Raw genomic sequence first — 16,471 nt, 5'->3', positions numbered from 1 at the left:
CTAATTATTCATAATCGATACGTATTACTTCGCGTCAAAGACTCGCGAAGCCAATTTGCTTTTGTCCAAAGTCCAATTTAAAGTAAAGCTACATGAACTACCTACACTGTGCCTTGCGGGTACGGCGTTTTATGGCAGCGTTGATGATAAAAAGCCTCTCAAAGCAATTGATGTATTTGACTCCGCTGCACGTCGATTTCCGAATGCAGCGCATATATGGCTTGAGCGACTTGAAAGTATCTCAAAGGTGAGTATAGTGGATATTTTTCATCGAATTCCTAACACTCGTATCTCACCGATTGCAGCCGAGTTTGCCCAAAAAATTATTGAATTCAATCAACACAGACTGCTTAACTTGAGGAAAACGCTACCGTGAAAACACACTCAACGCTTTTTTTGGCTTGGCAAGATCCAAACAGCCGTTCCTGGTTTCCCATTGGCAGGCTAACATTTGACGGAACCAGCTACCAATTTACCTACACGCAAGGCGTTTTAGAAGCTCAACAGAAGTGCGGTTTTGAACCCTTGCCCTCGTTTCCGCGCTTAGGTGAAGTATATACATCAACCTACTTATTTCCCGTATTTGCTAATCGGTTGATGCCGAAAAGTCGCCCCGATTACTCAAGTTTTTTTCACTGGCTAAATCTGACTCAACATGAAAGCGATCCAATTGCCATGTTAGCCCGCAGCGGTGGGCGGCGAGAAACAGATACTCTAACTGTTTTTCCCATTCCTGAGCCAGATTCAGAAGGGCGGTATCGCCTTCACTTTTTCTTGCACGGACTGCGGTATTTGCCACAGGGTGCAACCCGTGCGAATTAACCGCTTAGAGACAGGAGAAAAGTTGTGGTTAGCTCACGAATTTCAAAATCATTATGATTCTAAAGCCTTGACTTTAAATACAGAAGACCACTACATTGTCGGGTATTGTCCGCGATATTTGAAGAGTGAGATTTTTGAACTTCTCTTGAGGAATCCTAGTTTTGTAGAAGTGCGTGTAGAGCGAGTAAATCAACCGCCAACACCGTTTCAGTTTCGCCTGCTGTGTAATATAACTACTCAATGCTATAATGACTTCCGCCCATTTTCAAGTCATGAATATCAGCCGCTCAGCAGCTCTTAGGTACTGGAAAACCCTTGCAACTTCGAGTTAGACTCCTCTTGGCAAAGTTGAGCCAAACATTCATCACCGCAAGTCGCTCAGGAGCCTTTTCGCAATCCGGCTTGCTCGATCGGCGCTTTCTTCCCCAATCCGGTCTCACCGGAGTGCTACTGAAGTGGGGACTTATAGCAATTTAGTATCAATTGCTACATTCTGCACCAAAGATCCGAGAGAGCCCGACTGCTAAAAGCCGATCAACTGCTTGCGAGCGATCGCCCTCAAGATCTCAAAGCGGTTCTATACTGGGCTTTTTTCTTGTTGGTGCAAAGATTCGGCTTCTTCACGAAGTTGGGCAAGCGCTTCTTCGGATAAGTTTTCAAGCATTGAATTTAGCTGCTTTTTATTACCATTTTCTGGGCTGCTGGTGGCGAGAGATTGTGTCGGCATCAAGCGAGGATTCGCGCTGTAAAAAATTTTCAAAGAGCTGAAAAAATGTATCAAGCGCTTGGGATTCATCTTCTGAATACAAAAGGATAATTCGCGCCCAAGACTTGGTAGATGGCTGGTTAAATTGTTTTTCAATCCAGTCTTGAAATTCTGCAAATTCTTGTTCCTGTTCAGTAACAGGAATTCCGAGTTGGCGACAGGCTAAAGTGTAACCATCTAAAAAAGCTTGCAGACTAAAGATAGAACGCTTGCCGAGATAAAGGGCGGTTCTAGTTTTGATTTTATCTAAAAGCTGATCAAAATTGTTTTCTGCTGTAATTGGGGGTGTAGCTTGAGGATTTTTCCAGGCATATTCTTTGAGGGATGGCAGGGTGGATTAATTCTCGAAAAAATAAACTAAGCTGATTGGGCTATTTGTTGATGCTACGTGAAGGATTTAACTGGTTGATCTCGGTTAGAAAAACCGAAAAGCAACTCACTGATATTTTCAAGTTGGTTAGCCATCAATCTTAAAGCTTGAGGAAGAGTATTCGTACCACTCATCCGAGCTCTCTTATACTAAAAGTGGAATAATAGTGAGGAAGGCGTTAAGAGATATGGAATATTGAGCGAATTTACAGCACTCTTTGACTTGATGGCTTCTGAGTGATGGCAACAAAAGCGAGCGCCGCAAGAGTGAGAAATGAGCTATGACAAAACCCAAGAGGTATCCCGACAATTGGCACTCTTATTGCGCTCTCCGTGAAAGAAAGTGCGCTCTGGCGCTGTACTAAATGCAACCAACAATGCCTCCGACCCGGTAAGAAAAGTGGCTTAACCAAGTCCGAACGATGTTCCCTAACTTTGACAGTGCACCACCGCAACCGGATACCGGAGGACAACCGTCCAGAAAACTTAATAGCCCTTTGTACTGCGTGTCACCTTTCTTATCACAACCGCGGGCAATCCAACGTCTCGCCCGGACAATTATCGCTGTTCCCCGATGATGACATTGATTGGAATATAATGGATGGTTCTATGGAATCGGCACGAGGCGATTTATCAGATCGCAATCCGCCTCCATTAGTTTGACAAGCTCGAAGGCGGTGATGCAATCGAGCGAGTATAATAAACTTAACAGAACTCTACTCCCTACTCCACAAAACTTCTAATTAAGCTACCTCCTATTAAAAAATAACCTATGACATACACCCCATCCAAACTACTTAGCTTTGAGGAGTTTATTGCCCTATATGGGGATAATACACGATATGAACTCATTGATGGAGAACTCAGAGACATGGAACCTACTGGTCCTCACGAAGCGGTTGCAGGTAGTATTGCTGGTAGAATTTACGTAGAAATTTTTCGTGGTAATTTCAATTGGTTGGTTCCAAAAAATTGTTTAATAAAACCCCTATACGCTGAGGCCACAGCGCTGCGTCCTGATGTAGTTGTTTTAGATAAAGCAGAACTTGGTAGTGAACCCCTTTGGCAAAAAGAACCAGTGATTTGTAAAGATAGTACAATTAAGCTTGTTGCCGAAGTTGTCAGCACTAATTGGCAAGATGATTATGCAAGAAAAGTGGAAGAATACGCTTTTTTGAAGATTGCAGAATATTGGATTGTGGACTTTCGAGGCTTGGGGGGTTTACAATTTATCGGCAATCCCAAGCAACCTACTTTCACGGTCTGCCAGTTGGTTGATGGAGTTTACCAGCAGCAACAATATCGCTTGGGAGAGCCGATTTATTCTTACCTATTTCCCAATTTACAATTGCAACTTGACGACATTATGCCGACTTAAAATTCTCGAATTTATTAAAAATTAAGTGATTAAAATACTAGGTTCTAACTATTGACTAAAACTATGAGTGACAGCACCAGCTCAGAAAGTCTGGCTGAAGTTAGAGATACCCCACACAAACCCATTACAGAACCTCGTCTTTACCATAATAGACCGATCGCCCCTGTCGCGACACCCCCTCCTATGGTATCCAGTCTCCACGCACAACTGAGAACAGACTTGTGGCAGCAATACCCTTCAGGTGTCGGCTACTTCCAACACCGAGCCAAGGGCAACCCCAACAACATCATCGAGCACTACATCGCCAACCCCGGCGACATCACGCTGCTGCCCTTAGACGAGGCCATGCAAATTATTGACAAGTTTGGGCTGACCGCTGCCAAGTTACACCTGATTTTTGCCGCTCATATTATGAGACAAGAAGAGCCGTGGGAAAGCTTATTCACTCTCGAAGGCAGTGACTTAATCAAGGAAATGGGCTGGGACAAACGCACAGACTTGCCCGCGTCTAAAAAACTGAATGAACTAGCTAAAACTGCATATGCTCTAGGTTGCCTAGCAATCAAAGCCACATGGGTTGAAGGCAAACACAAAAAAGGTGGAATTAGAGCCAGCGTTGACACCTCGCGAATGTGGAATATTCAAATTCAGTTAACAGGTCAGCAGAATCTGGAGGGCAAAATAGAGCAGCCTGATGAAGTCTACATCACAGTCCAACCGGGGCTCTGGACTCATGCCTTCTTGAACAAAGCAGGTTACTTCGCCAAAGAAGCCTTGTATCAGTTTGGCTATTTAGCCCAGGAGATTCTCAAAATCGATGCCTACCATGATGAACTGGCTTTGCGCTTAGCACTTCATCTGACGATGGAAAGCCGATTTCACACCAGTGGCAGTTACAAAGTGGAAACCCTTCTAAAAGCGCTCCTATCCCAAACGGTAATCGATATAGCCCGGTCTGACCGTAGAAAAGCTTACACGCTGATGAATAGCTGGAATCACACCCTGGAAGTGCTGTTGAAACTCCAGCGAGCGTTTCAAATCGAGTTTGACCAAGAGACCTACCCAGAATGGCTGAGACCCGGTAGCAAGTATCGAAAAAAACGAGGATACTTTGACACACTATTGGCAGCCAAAATTACCATCCATCCGCCAGCACCTATCCCCCAACTCCTGGCAACCAAAGCTGAACTCAAACAGGTTCAACCCCGCCTGAAACAAGTTCTCAAACCTAAACTGACAAGCAATGAGATAAAAGAAGCAAGAACAGCCAAAGGTTGGAGTCAAGCACAATTGGCTGGCTGGCTAGGGGTGTCGCAGCGTTATGTATCCATGTTGGAACGTGGGGAGCGAATCCCAGCACCAGAACTGGAATCCCAAATCTGGCATCTGTTAAGCATTTCAGATTGACATATTTAGGACTTACGCACAGCCTCAATATACGGTTTGACATCTCCCCATGCCTAAAGGCGAGGGGATTCACAAGACCATAATTTAAGTCTTACAGGTGCTGACAATTCACCTCTACCAACTCCACTTAGATCGAGTCCAAGTATTGTTGCTACTTTTCTACCAATATTTGCACACCCATTACAGTCTGCATTGATCAGCCATTCTTTCGCTGTGCGATACAATCCACGTTTTATCCTCGCACCGCTCGATTTCCACCCTTCGGGTTTTGCGCCGAATGTAGGTAGTTCATCAAGATCGACAAAAGAAGATTTAGATGTGTACGATTCTTCCGTCTCAACAAATTTAATTCCGTATTGTTGGCACAATTGAGAGATTCTATCTTTGAGCCGGCTTGTGGGGAATTGGACGAATTTTTGATTAGTTTTTGCACCCAGATTTAGCGAATCTTTCTGACCCTTATTCCACCCAAAAACAACTGTGCCAATCTTGTTAGCTAGACAGTGGTTAACAACTTTGCGAGCAGCTTTATTGACTGCATCCCGCATGGTTCGGTTCCTGTTTTCGGTCAAACGTTCTAACCTTTTAGACCAGAAACCGTTACTTTTCCCCGACATCAAGGTTGCAACTCGTTTGTTGTAACCTTGGTTGATAGATTTGAGATGTCTCCCGTCTACGATGAACGAAGTACCAACATTACTAACGCAAGTTATCCAGTTATCCATCCCGTGGTCGATCATCAGCGCCGCTCCAGGATTTACGTTAGATTGGATAACTTCTTTCTGATAAATCACTTCCAGATAAAAACATCCATTTCTGGGAAGTATCCTGTATTCCCGAATAGAAGAATGTTCTAAGTTGGATGGCATGGTCAGGTAAAACGAATCCATTCCGAACCAAGCTTTAACTTTTTTCCCTAGAGGGAATCGCAACATCCCATCTTTGAGTTTGACCGACCTACCCGTAAAAGTAACAAGCGCTAATCCACCTTGTCTGTATCCAGGCAGTTTAGGGTGCTGTGTTACGGTTCCTTCTTTGATTCCGGTTAGTAATCCCAAGTAGGATTTGAACGATTCAGCTACCGTTGTTAGAATTTGTTGCGCGGTATCAGAATAAAAAGCCTTATAATGAATGTTCTGATTTTCCGTGCCTAAGACTTTATGCAGATTGGCTCTACTCGGTATCGTTCCTGTTTTGAAGAATAGTTGTCGAGAATAGTAAACCCCACAATTAATCAACTTGGAGGCTTCAGTGCACAAGAATTCTAAGACTGCTTTCAAGTCTTTGTCTGGACTAATTAGGTTTTGCTGGCATCCATACATTCTATTTTCCTCCTTGGTTCATACTAGCATAGTATGCTTCATTTACAATTAAAGTATGCCGACAAAACAATCAATGCCAGCGTATTTTAACGCTCTAGAATTGGGAAAATTAGTTAAAATTGCTGCTACCAACTGGGGATGTAGTCGGTCGGCAGTCATCAAACCTATGATTAAAGAAGAGAATATTGAAGGCGGTTGAAACCGCTGCCGACTTCCTCCCCGTGTCTCAAGCCAGGGGCTTCAGTCTCGCTCTTCGGTGAAAGTAGGGGCAACCCCCCCTGAAGAGCCTCTATCCTGATGATGCTTAGCCTTAGTCCTAATTTGACATACTCCCCGCTAGTCAAGAGACGGGGATTCTACGCTCAAACAGCGACAGCAAGCAGAGCTTGACTAACATCGCCATCACCTTAGTTTTTTCCCCGGTTCAAGGGCTGTAGCCTCTGTATTCTCGTCCATCAAACTCAGGTGATGACCACTAGCCCTGTCTGGCGTGAGGAACGAGGTTACTAAGTTTCAGCGTTTTGATTGTGAGTCCAAGTTCCGAAAAACAATTTTTTTTGATCGAAGTCTCAAAAACCCGAACGTGAAATAGCGGTTTTATCCTTTTTCTCCGGTTCTGATTTAACACGCCAGACAGGGCTAGGTGATGACCACCCGTGTGTCCAGGACATAACTCTCACCAAAGCGACCCTACAAACCCACCTTTCCCGGCTGGTTTTTTTTTCGGCAAAAGATGCTCCGACTGTTCTGAAACTTGTTCTAAAAAAAATAGGTATTTAAAATCGCTCTCAAATCCATACCCCATACAAGTTTGACCGTTAGAACAAAACCTCTAGAATGCCGCGACAAAACCTCTAGAATGCCGCGACAAAACCTCTAGAATGCCGCGACAAGTCATTTTTGAAACTCTTACCACGTAAAGTTTTCAGCTTTTAGAACAACTCTGATCAGTCTTATTAGACTGATTCGCCACCAAATCCCGTATCGGCTGGTCTGGCAGGATTGAAAAAATAGTCGCGCACCCTTTCTCATCTTTTAGCGGGGCGGTCAGTCTCAACACTGCTGGATTTAGGACAACTGCATCGCTACAAAAAAGCGATCGCAAAAGTACAAGACCTTAAAACCGCTTCGCTAAAGTTTGCCGATAGTTCAAGCGACGGCGCTATGAATCGAGTTCCGGCGGAACTACTACCACACCTGGTTGTTGAAGCCAACCCGAAATCCTGTTGAGTGCAGCGAGCGCTGCATTCGCGCTCAATAGCCCGCGGTCAAATTCACAACAACCCCTCTGGCAAACCTTGCGGCTGTCACAGTCGCATGAAGGGACATTTACGCTCATTTTTACCCCGGAACAAAAAATGGTTGCAGATACAACTACCTGGCACAAACCGCCATTCGCCCGACACGCCGCAGTTTACGAAGCCCTAGCCGACATACTAGAAGGCGCTACCCCCAGCGCCCTCAAACTCGCCCTTTACCTGTACAGAACCTGCATCGGTGGCAAACCAGAGGAAATCGACATCAATTGCATCCCCTTGGGCGAAAAACGAACCACAAGAGTCCGAAACGGCAAGCCCTACAGCCCCAACACCAGGCGGGCAGCCCTCAGACAGCTCGAAAAACTCGGCTTGGTCAAAATTCTCAAAAACTACGGGTGCGGCATTTTCCGCATAGCAGTGCAGCACCTGGGCGACGTTCGCCCATTCACTCACACCAATTCAAAATTCCAAAAACTGAGCAAGCAGTCAAAAAATCGACTGAACCAGCCAAAAATTGAGCAAACAGGGGGTTCAAACCCAGATGGTGCCGTACTCTTTACAGAGGATAAAAAAGAACAGCAAAGCACTGAAAATGTTGCTGCTGTTTTTTTTAGTTTTTCTAAAGAGGAAGAAAATTTAACATCCCCAGATAAAAAACCACAGCTTGTAACTGGGATCAAATCTAAAAGCACTGAATTAAATAAAAATTCAGAACAAGAACTAAAAACCCCTAGTGAAAATAAATGTTCCGCCCCAACCGCTGAATATCTGAGAATTAATTCAGATAACAGTCAGGCAGTCGATGTGGCAATGCCTTGCACTTCAGAACAAAGAGGTTTGACCTCTAAACCCCCCCAAAAACTGCTGACAGAACTCAACAGCCTCGACAATCCAACAATCTCTGCCGCCAAATCACCAATACCTACCAATAAAGCTGTCCCGTTAAGTCCTGAAATATCTTCGCCCGTTACTCCCCAAGTTCCTGAAATTGTCGAAGCGGTTGCAATTGCCAACCCCGATGCGACTGAAACTGTCGAGGCTGTTCCAATTACTAATCCTGATGCGACTGAGATTCTCAAAGCTGTTCCAATTGCCAATTCCGAGACAACTGAGATTGTCAAAGCCGTTCCAATTATTACTAATGCTGATGCAACTGAGATTATCGAAGCGGTTGTAATTGCCAACCCCGATGCGAATGAAATTGTCGAAGCTGTTCCAATTGCCAATTCCGAGACAACTGAAATTGTCGAAGCTGTTCCAATTGCCAATTCCGAGACAAGTGAAATTATCGAAGTGGTTGCAATTGCCAATCCCGATGCAACTGAAATAGTCGAAGCCGTTACGCGAGCCACAGGAGGCATGAATCCCGAATTAAAAATTTGTGTACTCCAGCACAGCTTAAACGAAATCCAAGCCGCCATAAACTTGCTGCAAGTCCGAAGCCAAACAAAGCAAATATCCAACCCTTCAGGGTGGGTCGTTGATTGTTTGCGCGGTCGCTGGTGGGAAAAAACTAACGGTTTTCAAAACTCGAACCCAACAAATGTTGTTTCGTCTCCAGCTTCAACAGGCTCTTCTCCAACTCCAAAAGATTCTCCTTCTGCCCAGGCAACAAGAATAACTGAGGATTATATTGACCCTCATTATATGCCATTAGAAACTCACCGAACGTTATGCGAACAGTTCCAGCAACTAGGCAAAGAAGCTTTTGCAGCGCTAGGTATTCAGCAGCAAATTTACTTGCAGTGGATGCATCGATTTCCTCAGCAACTCAAACAAATTTTGAACAAATTGTCTACTACTTAGCTATGAGACCTAGCTGTGAAAACACTGATTATTCAATTCCTGTAGACAAGACAGTTTCCAATTCTGTAGGCAACTAACAACACAGTTCAAGTAACAACAATCTCAAAGGAGAGTACCAGGTATGGGAGTCAGTTTTGTTGACAAAATTATTCCGACTAACATTGATGCAGAGGAAGCAATTTTAGGCGGAATTCTGATCGATCCAATCGCCATTAACCGAGTCGCAAATATTCTGCGTCCCGAAGCGTTAGCAATTACAGTCCACCAACACATTTATCGGGCCGCTTTAGCGTTGCACTCTAAAGAGCAGCCCACAGACTTGATGAACGTCACCACTTTTCTCGACGACCACAACCTGCTGGAAGTAGTAGGGGGTCAAACTAAACTGGTAATGCTGGTAGACCGAACTGTTTCAGCCGTCAACATCGACCAATATGCCTTGCTAGTTGTGGACAAGTTTGTCCGGCGCGAACTCATCAAAATTGGTAATGACCTGGTGCAGCTTGGCTACGAAACTTCCACCGAATTGGATGCCATACTAAATGAAGCCGAGCAAAAGATTTTTGTCCTCAATAAGTACAGAGAAGAGCGACAGAAAGCTATTCGGCCTCTTTCGGAATACTGCCACGAACTTTGGCGATATCTAGATGAAATTGAGGAACAGCGCTTGGAGACTGCTAACTACTGTCCTGGAATCAGCACGGGGTTTTACGACCTCGACGACCTCTTGGGAGGGGGATTTTACCGAGGCGAATTGATTGTCATAGGAGGTCGCCCCGGCAGCGGCAAAACAGCTTTGGCTTGCGCGCTTGGGTACAACATTGCTTCCCTTCCCAGGAACGGTCGGGTTTTGATGTTTTCGATGGAAATGCCGGGTCGGGACTTGGCAGCGCGGCTAATGGCACTTGAGAGTGGGGTGTCGGTGAAAGATATCAGGCAAGTTAACCTAGCTGGTAAGTACGAAGTGCTAGCTTCGGCTTTGGGGAAAGTTAGCGATGCTGATTTTTGGATAGACGAAAGTTTGGAACCGTCTCCCCTAGAGATTCGTTCGAGAGTTAGGGAGTTTGTTTGCGAGCGCGGCCCCTTGGGTTTGGTAATTGTTGATTACCTGCAATTGATGGTGAATTCAGCAGATGAAAATTTTGTCAATAAAATCAGCGAAATTACGCGGCAGATGAAGATTTTGGCTCGCGAGGTTGACACGCCAGTTGTGCTGCTTTCCCAGCTCAATCGGGGGGTAGAGACTCGCACAAATAAACGTCCAAGTTTATCGGATTTGCGTGGCTCTGGTGGGATTGAACAGGATGCGGATGTTGTGCTTGGAGTTTACAGGGACGATTATTACAATCCTGATTCTCCCGATCGGGGAATGGCTGAAATTATTGGATTGAAAGGCCGCAATAGCGGAACGGGAACGGTTAAGTTGCTGTTTGATGCTGAATGCTGTCGGTTTCGGAATATCTATAAACTGCCGTAATATTAAAGGACAGGAAAGTATTGAGCTCTGTCGCCTTACTTCAAGAGCCCGATCGCCTTGACAAGCTGTTCCGGCTGTACCTCCAAATAGCGCTGGAGACTCGACAAATTTTTGTGTCCCGAAATCTCCATAATCACCCGCAGCGGCACCCCAGCATTGCTCAAGTTCGTGAGTGCTGTCCGCCTCATGGAATGCGTTGAAGCTCCCTTAATTCTTACCCGCTTGCAAGCTTCTTTAAAAATCACATCCGATGCGGCGCGAGTCAAAGGCTTCGTATTGTCTCGCCCCGGAAACAAAAAACCCACATCTGGATTGTAAGCCTTTAAATACTTAGCCAGCATAGGATGGAGCGGCAGCGTTCGCGTTGCTGATTTCCCCTTTGTCGTCGCTTTCCGCAACGTGACTGACCCCCCAACAATGTCGTGAGTTGTTAAAGCTAACGCCTCTGAAATGCGGCAGGCGCAGTAAAAAGTTACAGCAAACAAAAGCCTGTCCCTTGCTGTAATAAAACCCCGGTCAAACAGTCGGTCAATTTCTGCGGGCGTCAAAATCTTAGCGCGCCCATTCCCTTGAACCTTCACGGCGCAGCCTCCACGGGTAAATTCCTTCATTATTGGACGAAAGGGATCTTACGTCAAGTAGGCTAACTGGCTTCTATTCTTTGATGGCCAACCAAATCCGGCTTAATCGCTTTCTGGGCAATCGGAGGCGCTTGTTGCAACTCACGTCCCGCTTATTGCTATTCAACTGACTCGAATTCTCGGGAAAGTTGATAATCGGCAAGGTAGCGATCGCGTCTATGAGGTCTCTGAAGGTAACAGGTTCAAGGGCTGTCATAACACCGCGCCACCAAGAAAATTATTAGTAAATCATCTAATTATACTATTGTTTGATTCTACCTGCAACCTTTTTTGCTGGCTGGTTATATTCTGAAGAACAAGTCATCAATATTCTCCAATAGTTATTCTACTTCCCGGTGTGGTTCGATTTGGAGACGTTTGTCGATCGTCGCACCTCGCTGACGAAAGCAACTACACCTTTACTATACCAGTCTGCTGCAACCGGACTTGACATCAACGCGATTGGGCGGTATCTCAAAAAATTGATAGCCTAGCCAGAGTTGGGCTTTGAGAATAGTTCGTCAAATATAGATTCCAATTGATTGATTTAAGGAAATATCGCGCTGCAATTTCTTTATCAAGAAATTGACCTAAAAACCTATCAAAACAAATCTGTTGCAGTCGATGCAAAGTTGAGAACTCATGTCAATCTCAAAAGGAAAGCGAGATTTGATTTCGGCCCTGCCACTAAAACAGTTGAAGGATATACCACCTTCAACTGAGTTGCCTGCAAATTTTGCCAAAATTCATCCCCCGCGCTTTGAGTGCGGCTTTAGGGTGCGCTGGGCTGATGTTGGCGAAGAAGGTGACAGAGGAATGGTTATAGGCAAATTTTACAACTATGAACAGCGTCAGCGTTGTTGGATGTGGTGCTACATCATTTGCCTTACTCCTGATTCCAAGAGTGCAAAGTGGTGTCAGTTTGATACTGCCTGGGAGGAAGATTTGGAGAAGTTTGAGGATGATAAAAAAGCAGCAGACTTTGACAGATAGAGAACGCAATTTGATTGCAGTTTACAGTGAATGCCAATTGCGAATGACACCGAGGCAGTTTTATGCAAAGTGGGGAGTGAGTTATGAGGAAATTGCTTTTATTTGTTCTCGTTCTGATTCTACAGTGCGGGGTTGGTTTAGAAAGGGGGAAAATCGCCGATTCCCTACTGCTGTCGATTTGCGTCATTTGGCTTTAATGGATTTTCTGCTGGAGCATTTTGAGGAAATTCCAGAGGGATTGGTGGCTTTCCTGTGTCCGCCTTGCGAAGAGAATAGCCTGGATTAATAGTAGCGGCGCGTATACCGGAAAGACTGTTTAGGGCAACGACTGTATGCGTTATCACAAGCATATACTGCTGACTTGTTCCAACAGTTTAGGTGGCTGCCATACACCAAGCTTTTTCAGCATCAAAAGATAATTTGAGCTTGTCTTAGCACAAACCTCGTCAAATATCAATGTCACCGTGACCTGTCTTTGACAAGATTATTCAATTACTGTCTTGGCAAGCAATGAAACAAGAGCACAATCTGTTACTTTTAATGCTGAGGTACTAAAATGACCTACTCTGAAAAATTGCACCCGTGGTGTATCATTAGCCTGCTTCCTAATTGTCAGCGTGTTATTGTGGCACGATTTCGTAAGAGAAACGATGCAGACGATCATCTACGGGTTTTGCAGCGATTAGTTAAAACGCGCACATTTGTGATTATTTTTGACATCCAACCAAAGCCTACTGTGCCTAAAGAATAACGGCGAATGCAGCGAAGGTTTGAAATAGAATTAATCGAGATACCTGCGTTAGTTGAATAACCGACTTTCCAGCGATTTCTCCCAGCGACAGAACCTACTGATAGCTGGGAGAAGTTTTTATCAATTGAATGGTGTTAACTCAATAAATTGTCAGTAGCCGACTTTTTAAAGTGTACTAACTACAACTTGTTATCATAGTCTAGATTGACGCAAAGGAGCTATCGCATTTGTACGGATAGTTACAATTGTATGAGTAAATATACTTTGTACGGATAGTTACAATTGTATGAGTAAATATACTCGGATTGATAGCTGTGCGATCGTAGATGTGGCTAATAGTAGTATAGCTTGCGAGCGCAACAGCTTCTCCCTCTAACAACAGCTAATTTATTTCCTGCAATTGGAGCAAGAATCCTTTGTTAAGGAGACCTCCAAATTAAAAGCTACCCCCTAGCGGGAGAAGTTAAGCGATCACCAAATTCTTGCCATTATGAATCCTAACAAGTCTATTATAAACCCCCACAAAACCTTTCTTGAATCAGCCAGCCAGCACTCCTCTCAAATTCAAGAAGTAGTTGCAGTAATTTTCCCTTTCCTCATTCCCGCACCTGCCGAAGAACATCCCTTCAAGTTAAACGATATCGTTAAAACAGGCAACCAATACGGTACTGTTACTTCTCTCAATAAAACTGAAAAGATTGTGACAATTACTTGGGACGCAAGTTGGGGCGAAGATTCATTTTCTTGGACTTATAACCTTGATGAAATCCGCGCCCTCAAAATCTCCCAAGTGCCTCAGTTTATCCCTAAAAATACTGCGGGAGAACTTCCAGCTTGCACAACTATCGTACTCGCTAATTCCGACGAACAGATACAATTTAGTAATGCAACTCCTTTCAAAGTAGAATCGCTGAGCGAACACGACATTCTCATCTCTACTCTCGACCAATTTTATCTCTTTCCCATCAACTTGTTTCCAGGCTACCCGACAAGTTGTACTATAGATATCCCTGTACCCCAGCAATTAAAAGCCGCTCGCTCTTTGTCTGTCAATGAACTCAGAATCAGAGCTAAGACGCATTTAGCTCTTGAAGTGCCCGATAACTTCTTAGAATTCGCTATGCCGCTCCAAAAACAGCAATTGAAAGAAAAACTGGCTCGACAATTGAGCGAAGAAAATTACGAAATTCTCGACTTTAACATAGCTTGGGAAGAAGCCTGGAAGCAGCAGTTAGAAAACCTAACAAAAAAACAAGGCTTCTACGGATTTAGAGAGGGATATTGCATTTGACAGCACCGAGAAGGAGTTCAACGAATGGGGACAGTTATTACCTTGAACGTTGAAAATCCACGTCCATTTCAAATCCAGTGGAACAGCGGAGAACTCCAAAGTTACAGCTTGACAGAACTCAAAGGTTTGAGCATAGCCCGCATCGAACCCCTTGTTAAATTATCGCCCAATGTGGCTTATCAAATTAGCGAAGATGGCTCCTACTTTAGAGCTTGGATTGGGTTCCGTACTAAAGCACTAGCTAAAGCGTGGCTAATACCTGTCAAAAAGCTAGTCGGCAACCTTAGCAACTTAATTGATTGCCAAATTTCTGAACTTCAACATACAGGAGCTAAATACGAGTATGCTGTAGAATGTCCCCGCCATAAAACATTAAACAAGCGTTTAGAAGCTCTGGGAAAAGTTGCTGAACTTGACTTGGAAAGGATGCCCTCCCAGAGGTAAATGGCGATTGGCAAGTAGAGATTAGGGAATGAACGCTGTCTTTTTTTGCTGAAACAAATAGCTGAAAAATTTGCCATTTGTACTACTATTTTTATTAACAAGACTTACGCACAGCCTCAATATATGGTGTTTGGTAGGCGCAATCCCCCGTGTGAAGCGGAGCTATCCTGCCAGTGAATCGCCGCCCGCATCCCTAAAATTGTTGCGTAAGTCCTAATTAAGTTAGCCAGGATTTAGGAGAAAGTCAGTGAAATTATTCCCTAATTTATAACCATTAAAAGTGATTAAAAGCGATTATCGGACTACTTAATAAGCGTCGCATTCCCCCACTCCCCACTCCTCTCAAGGGTAGGTTTTTTACAATTCAGAAATTGAGGGCAAGCAAGAGGCAAGTTTTAAAGGCATAACAAGTCGAAATCCGGGCTTTTTCGCGAATGGCTCTCTCCCCCTCTCCCTCTCTCCCCCTCTCCCTCTCTCCCCCTCTCCCTCTCCCCCTCTCCCTCTCTCCCTCTCTTCCTTGCCCGGAATCTAAAAAACCTACTCTTGAAAGACTCCCCCGTCAAGCTAACGCTTAATCAGAGGTTGATAAAATTAGTAATGGACGCTAACTAATGATTCAAACCTTACTCGAACAACCCCAAAAACTTACACAATTTCCCTTCACGCTCAAACCGCAACAGCAGCAAGCCCTTGACAAATTGAGAACCTTTCTAACCACTACCGAGTCATTCTTCTTGCTGTGCGGCTACGCAGGAACTGGAAAATCCACCATAGTCTTTCAAATTATCCAAGAACTCTTGAGTCAAAGCAAACGCATTGCCCTCACAGCACCTACTAACAAAGCAGTCGGCATCCTCAGAAAAATGGCAGCGTCTCAAGGCATTTTCGGAGTAGATTTTATGACAATACACCAACTTTTAGGATTAGGCATGGTCAGAAAAGAACAAGAAAAAGCCTTGTCACAGACAAGTTCCAGCAGCCTTCACCTCTACGATATCATCTTCCTCGACGAATGTTCGATGGTTGGAAGCGAATTGTGGAAATGGATAGAACGCAATTTTGAACGCACATTCTTCAATCACCGCAAGCTAATTTTAATGGGCGACCCGGCTCAACTCAATCCTGTAGGAGAAAAAAAGTCGCCTGCTTTCAGCATTACCAATAAAGCTGTACTGACCAAAGTTGTCAGGCAAGCAGGGGAAAGCCCTGTGCTCGATTTCATAACAGAATGCCGCTCTTTTGTCAATAGCAAAGCAGACATATTTTTGCCACACTCTAAATACAAAAAAGGAGACAAGTCAAACGGTGCATTCAAAGTTAAATCAGAAACGCTGCTGCAATATGCTGTCAAAACGATCGATCTAGAATTTAGTCAAAATCCCGATCGTTTCAGAATTCTGTGCTGGACTAACAAACGAGTCAGATACTACAATCACCTTATCAGAGAACAAGTCTACGGTCAAGCTGCACCCAGATTTGTACCGGGAGAAAGGCTAATTACCAAAAAACCCGTCATGGCACCTGACGGCAAAACCGTAATTTTGCCGACTTCAACGGAATTTACCGTCAAGGAAGTTGAGATTAACCAGCACGGAGGCTATCGAGTTTGGCTGCTAAAAATTGTGACTGATGACGGTTTATTTCGGCAAATCTTTGTCCTGCACGAGTCTGAAAATAAGCGTTACCAGGCAGGGTAAACGCATCTTAACTTTAACCCAAAATATGCTACAGTTATATGCGACTAATTTTGGCGTAGTTTATTGTAG

18 protein-coding genes are annotated in these 16,471 nt (G+C 44.4%); 14 read left to right on the top strand and 4 right to left on the bottom strand.

Going from position 1 to position 16,471, the window contains the following annotated elements; genetic code table 11:
- The first annotated feature begins 92 nt into the window (after window positions 1-92).
- The 3 genes from QUA80_RS31200 to QUA80_RS31190 all read left to right on the top strand — a co-directional run bounded on the left by QUA80_RS31200 (window position 93) and on the right by QUA80_RS31190 (window position 1,123).
- Complete coding sequence (locus tag QUA80_RS31200) at window positions 93-251, top strand: hypothetical protein (protein ID WP_333428809.1); 159 nt, start codon at window positions 93-95, stop codon at window positions 249-251.
- A gap of 121 nt (window positions 252-372) precedes the next feature.
- Window positions 373-822, top strand: a complete 450-nt coding sequence (locus tag QUA80_RS31195) for a hypothetical protein (RefSeq protein WP_333428808.1) — start codon at window positions 373-375, stop codon at window positions 820-822.
- The gene (locus tag QUA80_RS31190) at window positions 812-1,123 is read left to right on the top strand and encodes an HIRAN domain-containing protein (RefSeq protein WP_333428807.1); all 312 of its coding nucleotides are present in this window, start codon (window positions 812-814) and stop codon (window positions 1,121-1,123) included. The genes QUA80_RS31195 and QUA80_RS31190 overlap by 11 nt, the downstream gene beginning before the upstream one ends.
- 276 nt (window positions 1,124-1,399) lie before the next feature.
- Here the strand turns inward: QUA80_RS31190 and QUA80_RS31185 are convergent, their stop codons facing one another.
- Window positions 1,400-1,684 carry a hypothetical protein gene (locus QUA80_RS31185; RefSeq protein WP_333411168.1) on the bottom strand — a complete coding sequence of 95 codons (285 nt, stop codon included), beginning with the start codon at window positions 1,682-1,684 and terminating at the stop codon, window positions 1,400-1,402.
- 708 nt (window positions 1,685-2,392) lie between these two features.
- Between QUA80_RS31185 and QUA80_RS31180 the strand changes: the two genes are divergently transcribed.
- The 3 genes from QUA80_RS31180 (at window position 2,393) to QUA80_RS31170 (ending at window position 4,742) form a co-directional block, all read left to right on the top strand.
- The gene (locus QUA80_RS31180) at window positions 2,393-2,620 is read left to right on the top strand and encodes a hypothetical protein (RefSeq protein WP_333428806.1); all 228 of its coding nucleotides are present in this window, start codon (window positions 2,393-2,395) and stop codon (window positions 2,618-2,620) included.
- Window positions 2,621-2,729: 109 nt separating this feature from the next.
- Window positions 2,730-3,335, top strand: coding sequence for a Uma2 family endonuclease (locus tag QUA80_RS31175; RefSeq protein ID WP_333428805.1), 606 nt, complete (start codon window positions 2,730-2,732; stop codon window positions 3,333-3,335).
- Window positions 3,336-3,398: 63 nt separating this feature from the next.
- On the top strand, window positions 3,399-4,742 hold the full coding sequence (locus QUA80_RS31170; RefSeq protein ID WP_333428804.1) for a helix-turn-helix domain-containing protein: 1,344 nt from the start codon (window positions 3,399-3,401) through the stop codon (window positions 4,740-4,742).
- Between the two features lie 53 nt (window positions 4,743-4,795).
- Here QUA80_RS31170 and QUA80_RS31165 read toward each other — a convergent pair whose 3' ends face one another.
- Complete coding sequence (locus QUA80_RS31165; RefSeq protein WP_333428803.1) at window positions 4,796-6,064, bottom strand: transposase; 1,269 nt, start codon at window positions 6,062-6,064, stop codon at window positions 4,796-4,798.
- 55 nt (window positions 6,065-6,119) lie between these two features.
- On the opposite strand from QUA80_RS31165, the gene QUA80_RS31160 reads away from it, so the two are divergent.
- From QUA80_RS31160 to dnaB, 3 genes are all read left to right on the top strand, one after another.
- Window positions 6,120-6,263, top strand: coding sequence for a hypothetical protein (locus tag QUA80_RS31160; protein WP_333428802.1), 144 nt, complete (start codon window positions 6,120-6,122; stop codon window positions 6,261-6,263).
- A gap of 1,159 nt (window positions 6,264-7,422) precedes the next feature.
- Complete coding sequence (locus QUA80_RS31155) at window positions 7,423-9,129, top strand: hypothetical protein (protein ID WP_333428801.1); 1,707 nt, start codon at window positions 7,423-7,425, stop codon at window positions 9,127-9,129.
- A 121-nt stretch (window positions 9,130-9,250) separates the two neighbouring features.
- Complete coding sequence (gene dnaB, locus QUA80_RS31150; protein WP_333428800.1) at window positions 9,251-10,606, top strand: replicative DNA helicase; 1,356 nt, start codon at window positions 9,251-9,253, stop codon at window positions 10,604-10,606.
- 35 nt (window positions 10,607-10,641) lie between these two features.
- Here the strand turns inward: dnaB and QUA80_RS31145 are convergent, their stop codons facing one another.
- Window positions 10,642-11,187 (bottom strand): site-specific integrase, encoded by a 546-nt coding sequence (locus tag QUA80_RS31145; RefSeq protein WP_333085761.1) that lies wholly within the window; start codon window positions 11,185-11,187, stop codon window positions 10,642-10,644.
- A 73-nt stretch (window positions 11,188-11,260) separates the two neighbouring features.
- A complete protein-coding gene (locus QUA80_RS31140) occupies window positions 11,261-11,443 on the bottom strand; it encodes a hypothetical protein (protein WP_333152394.1) in 183 nt (60 codons plus the stop codon).
- A gap of 425 nt (window positions 11,444-11,868) precedes the next feature.
- Between QUA80_RS31140 and QUA80_RS31135 the strand changes: the two genes are divergently transcribed.
- From QUA80_RS31135 to QUA80_RS31115, 5 genes are all read left to right on the top strand, one after another.
- A complete protein-coding gene (locus QUA80_RS31135) occupies window positions 11,869-12,219 on the top strand; it encodes a hypothetical protein (protein ID WP_333428799.1) in 351 nt (116 codons plus the stop codon).
- Window positions 12,188-12,505, top strand: a complete 318-nt coding sequence (locus tag QUA80_RS31130) for a helix-turn-helix domain-containing protein (RefSeq protein WP_228056889.1) — start codon at window positions 12,188-12,190, stop codon at window positions 12,503-12,505. Before QUA80_RS31135 ends, QUA80_RS31130 begins: the two co-directional genes overlap by 32 nt.
- A gap of 955 nt (window positions 12,506-13,460) precedes the next feature.
- Window positions 13,461-14,261, top strand: coding sequence for a hypothetical protein (locus QUA80_RS31125; RefSeq protein WP_333428798.1), 801 nt, complete (start codon window positions 13,461-13,463; stop codon window positions 14,259-14,261).
- Between the two features lie 24 nt (window positions 14,262-14,285).
- Window positions 14,286-14,705, top strand: a complete 420-nt coding sequence (locus QUA80_RS31120; RefSeq protein ID WP_333428797.1) for a hypothetical protein — start codon at window positions 14,286-14,288, stop codon at window positions 14,703-14,705.
- 611 nt (window positions 14,706-15,316) lie between these two features.
- A complete protein-coding gene (locus QUA80_RS31115; protein WP_333428796.1) occupies window positions 15,317-16,402 on the top strand; it encodes an AAA family ATPase in 1,086 nt (361 codons plus the stop codon).
- The last annotated feature ends 69 nt before the right edge of the window (window positions 16,403-16,471 follow it).

Source organism: Microcoleus sp. F4-D5 (assembly GCF_036704885.1).
GTDB lineage: Bacteria > Cyanobacteriota > Cyanobacteriia > Cyanobacteriales > Microcoleaceae > Microcoleus.
This window is presented reverse-complemented; position numbering and strand designations above follow the sequence as displayed.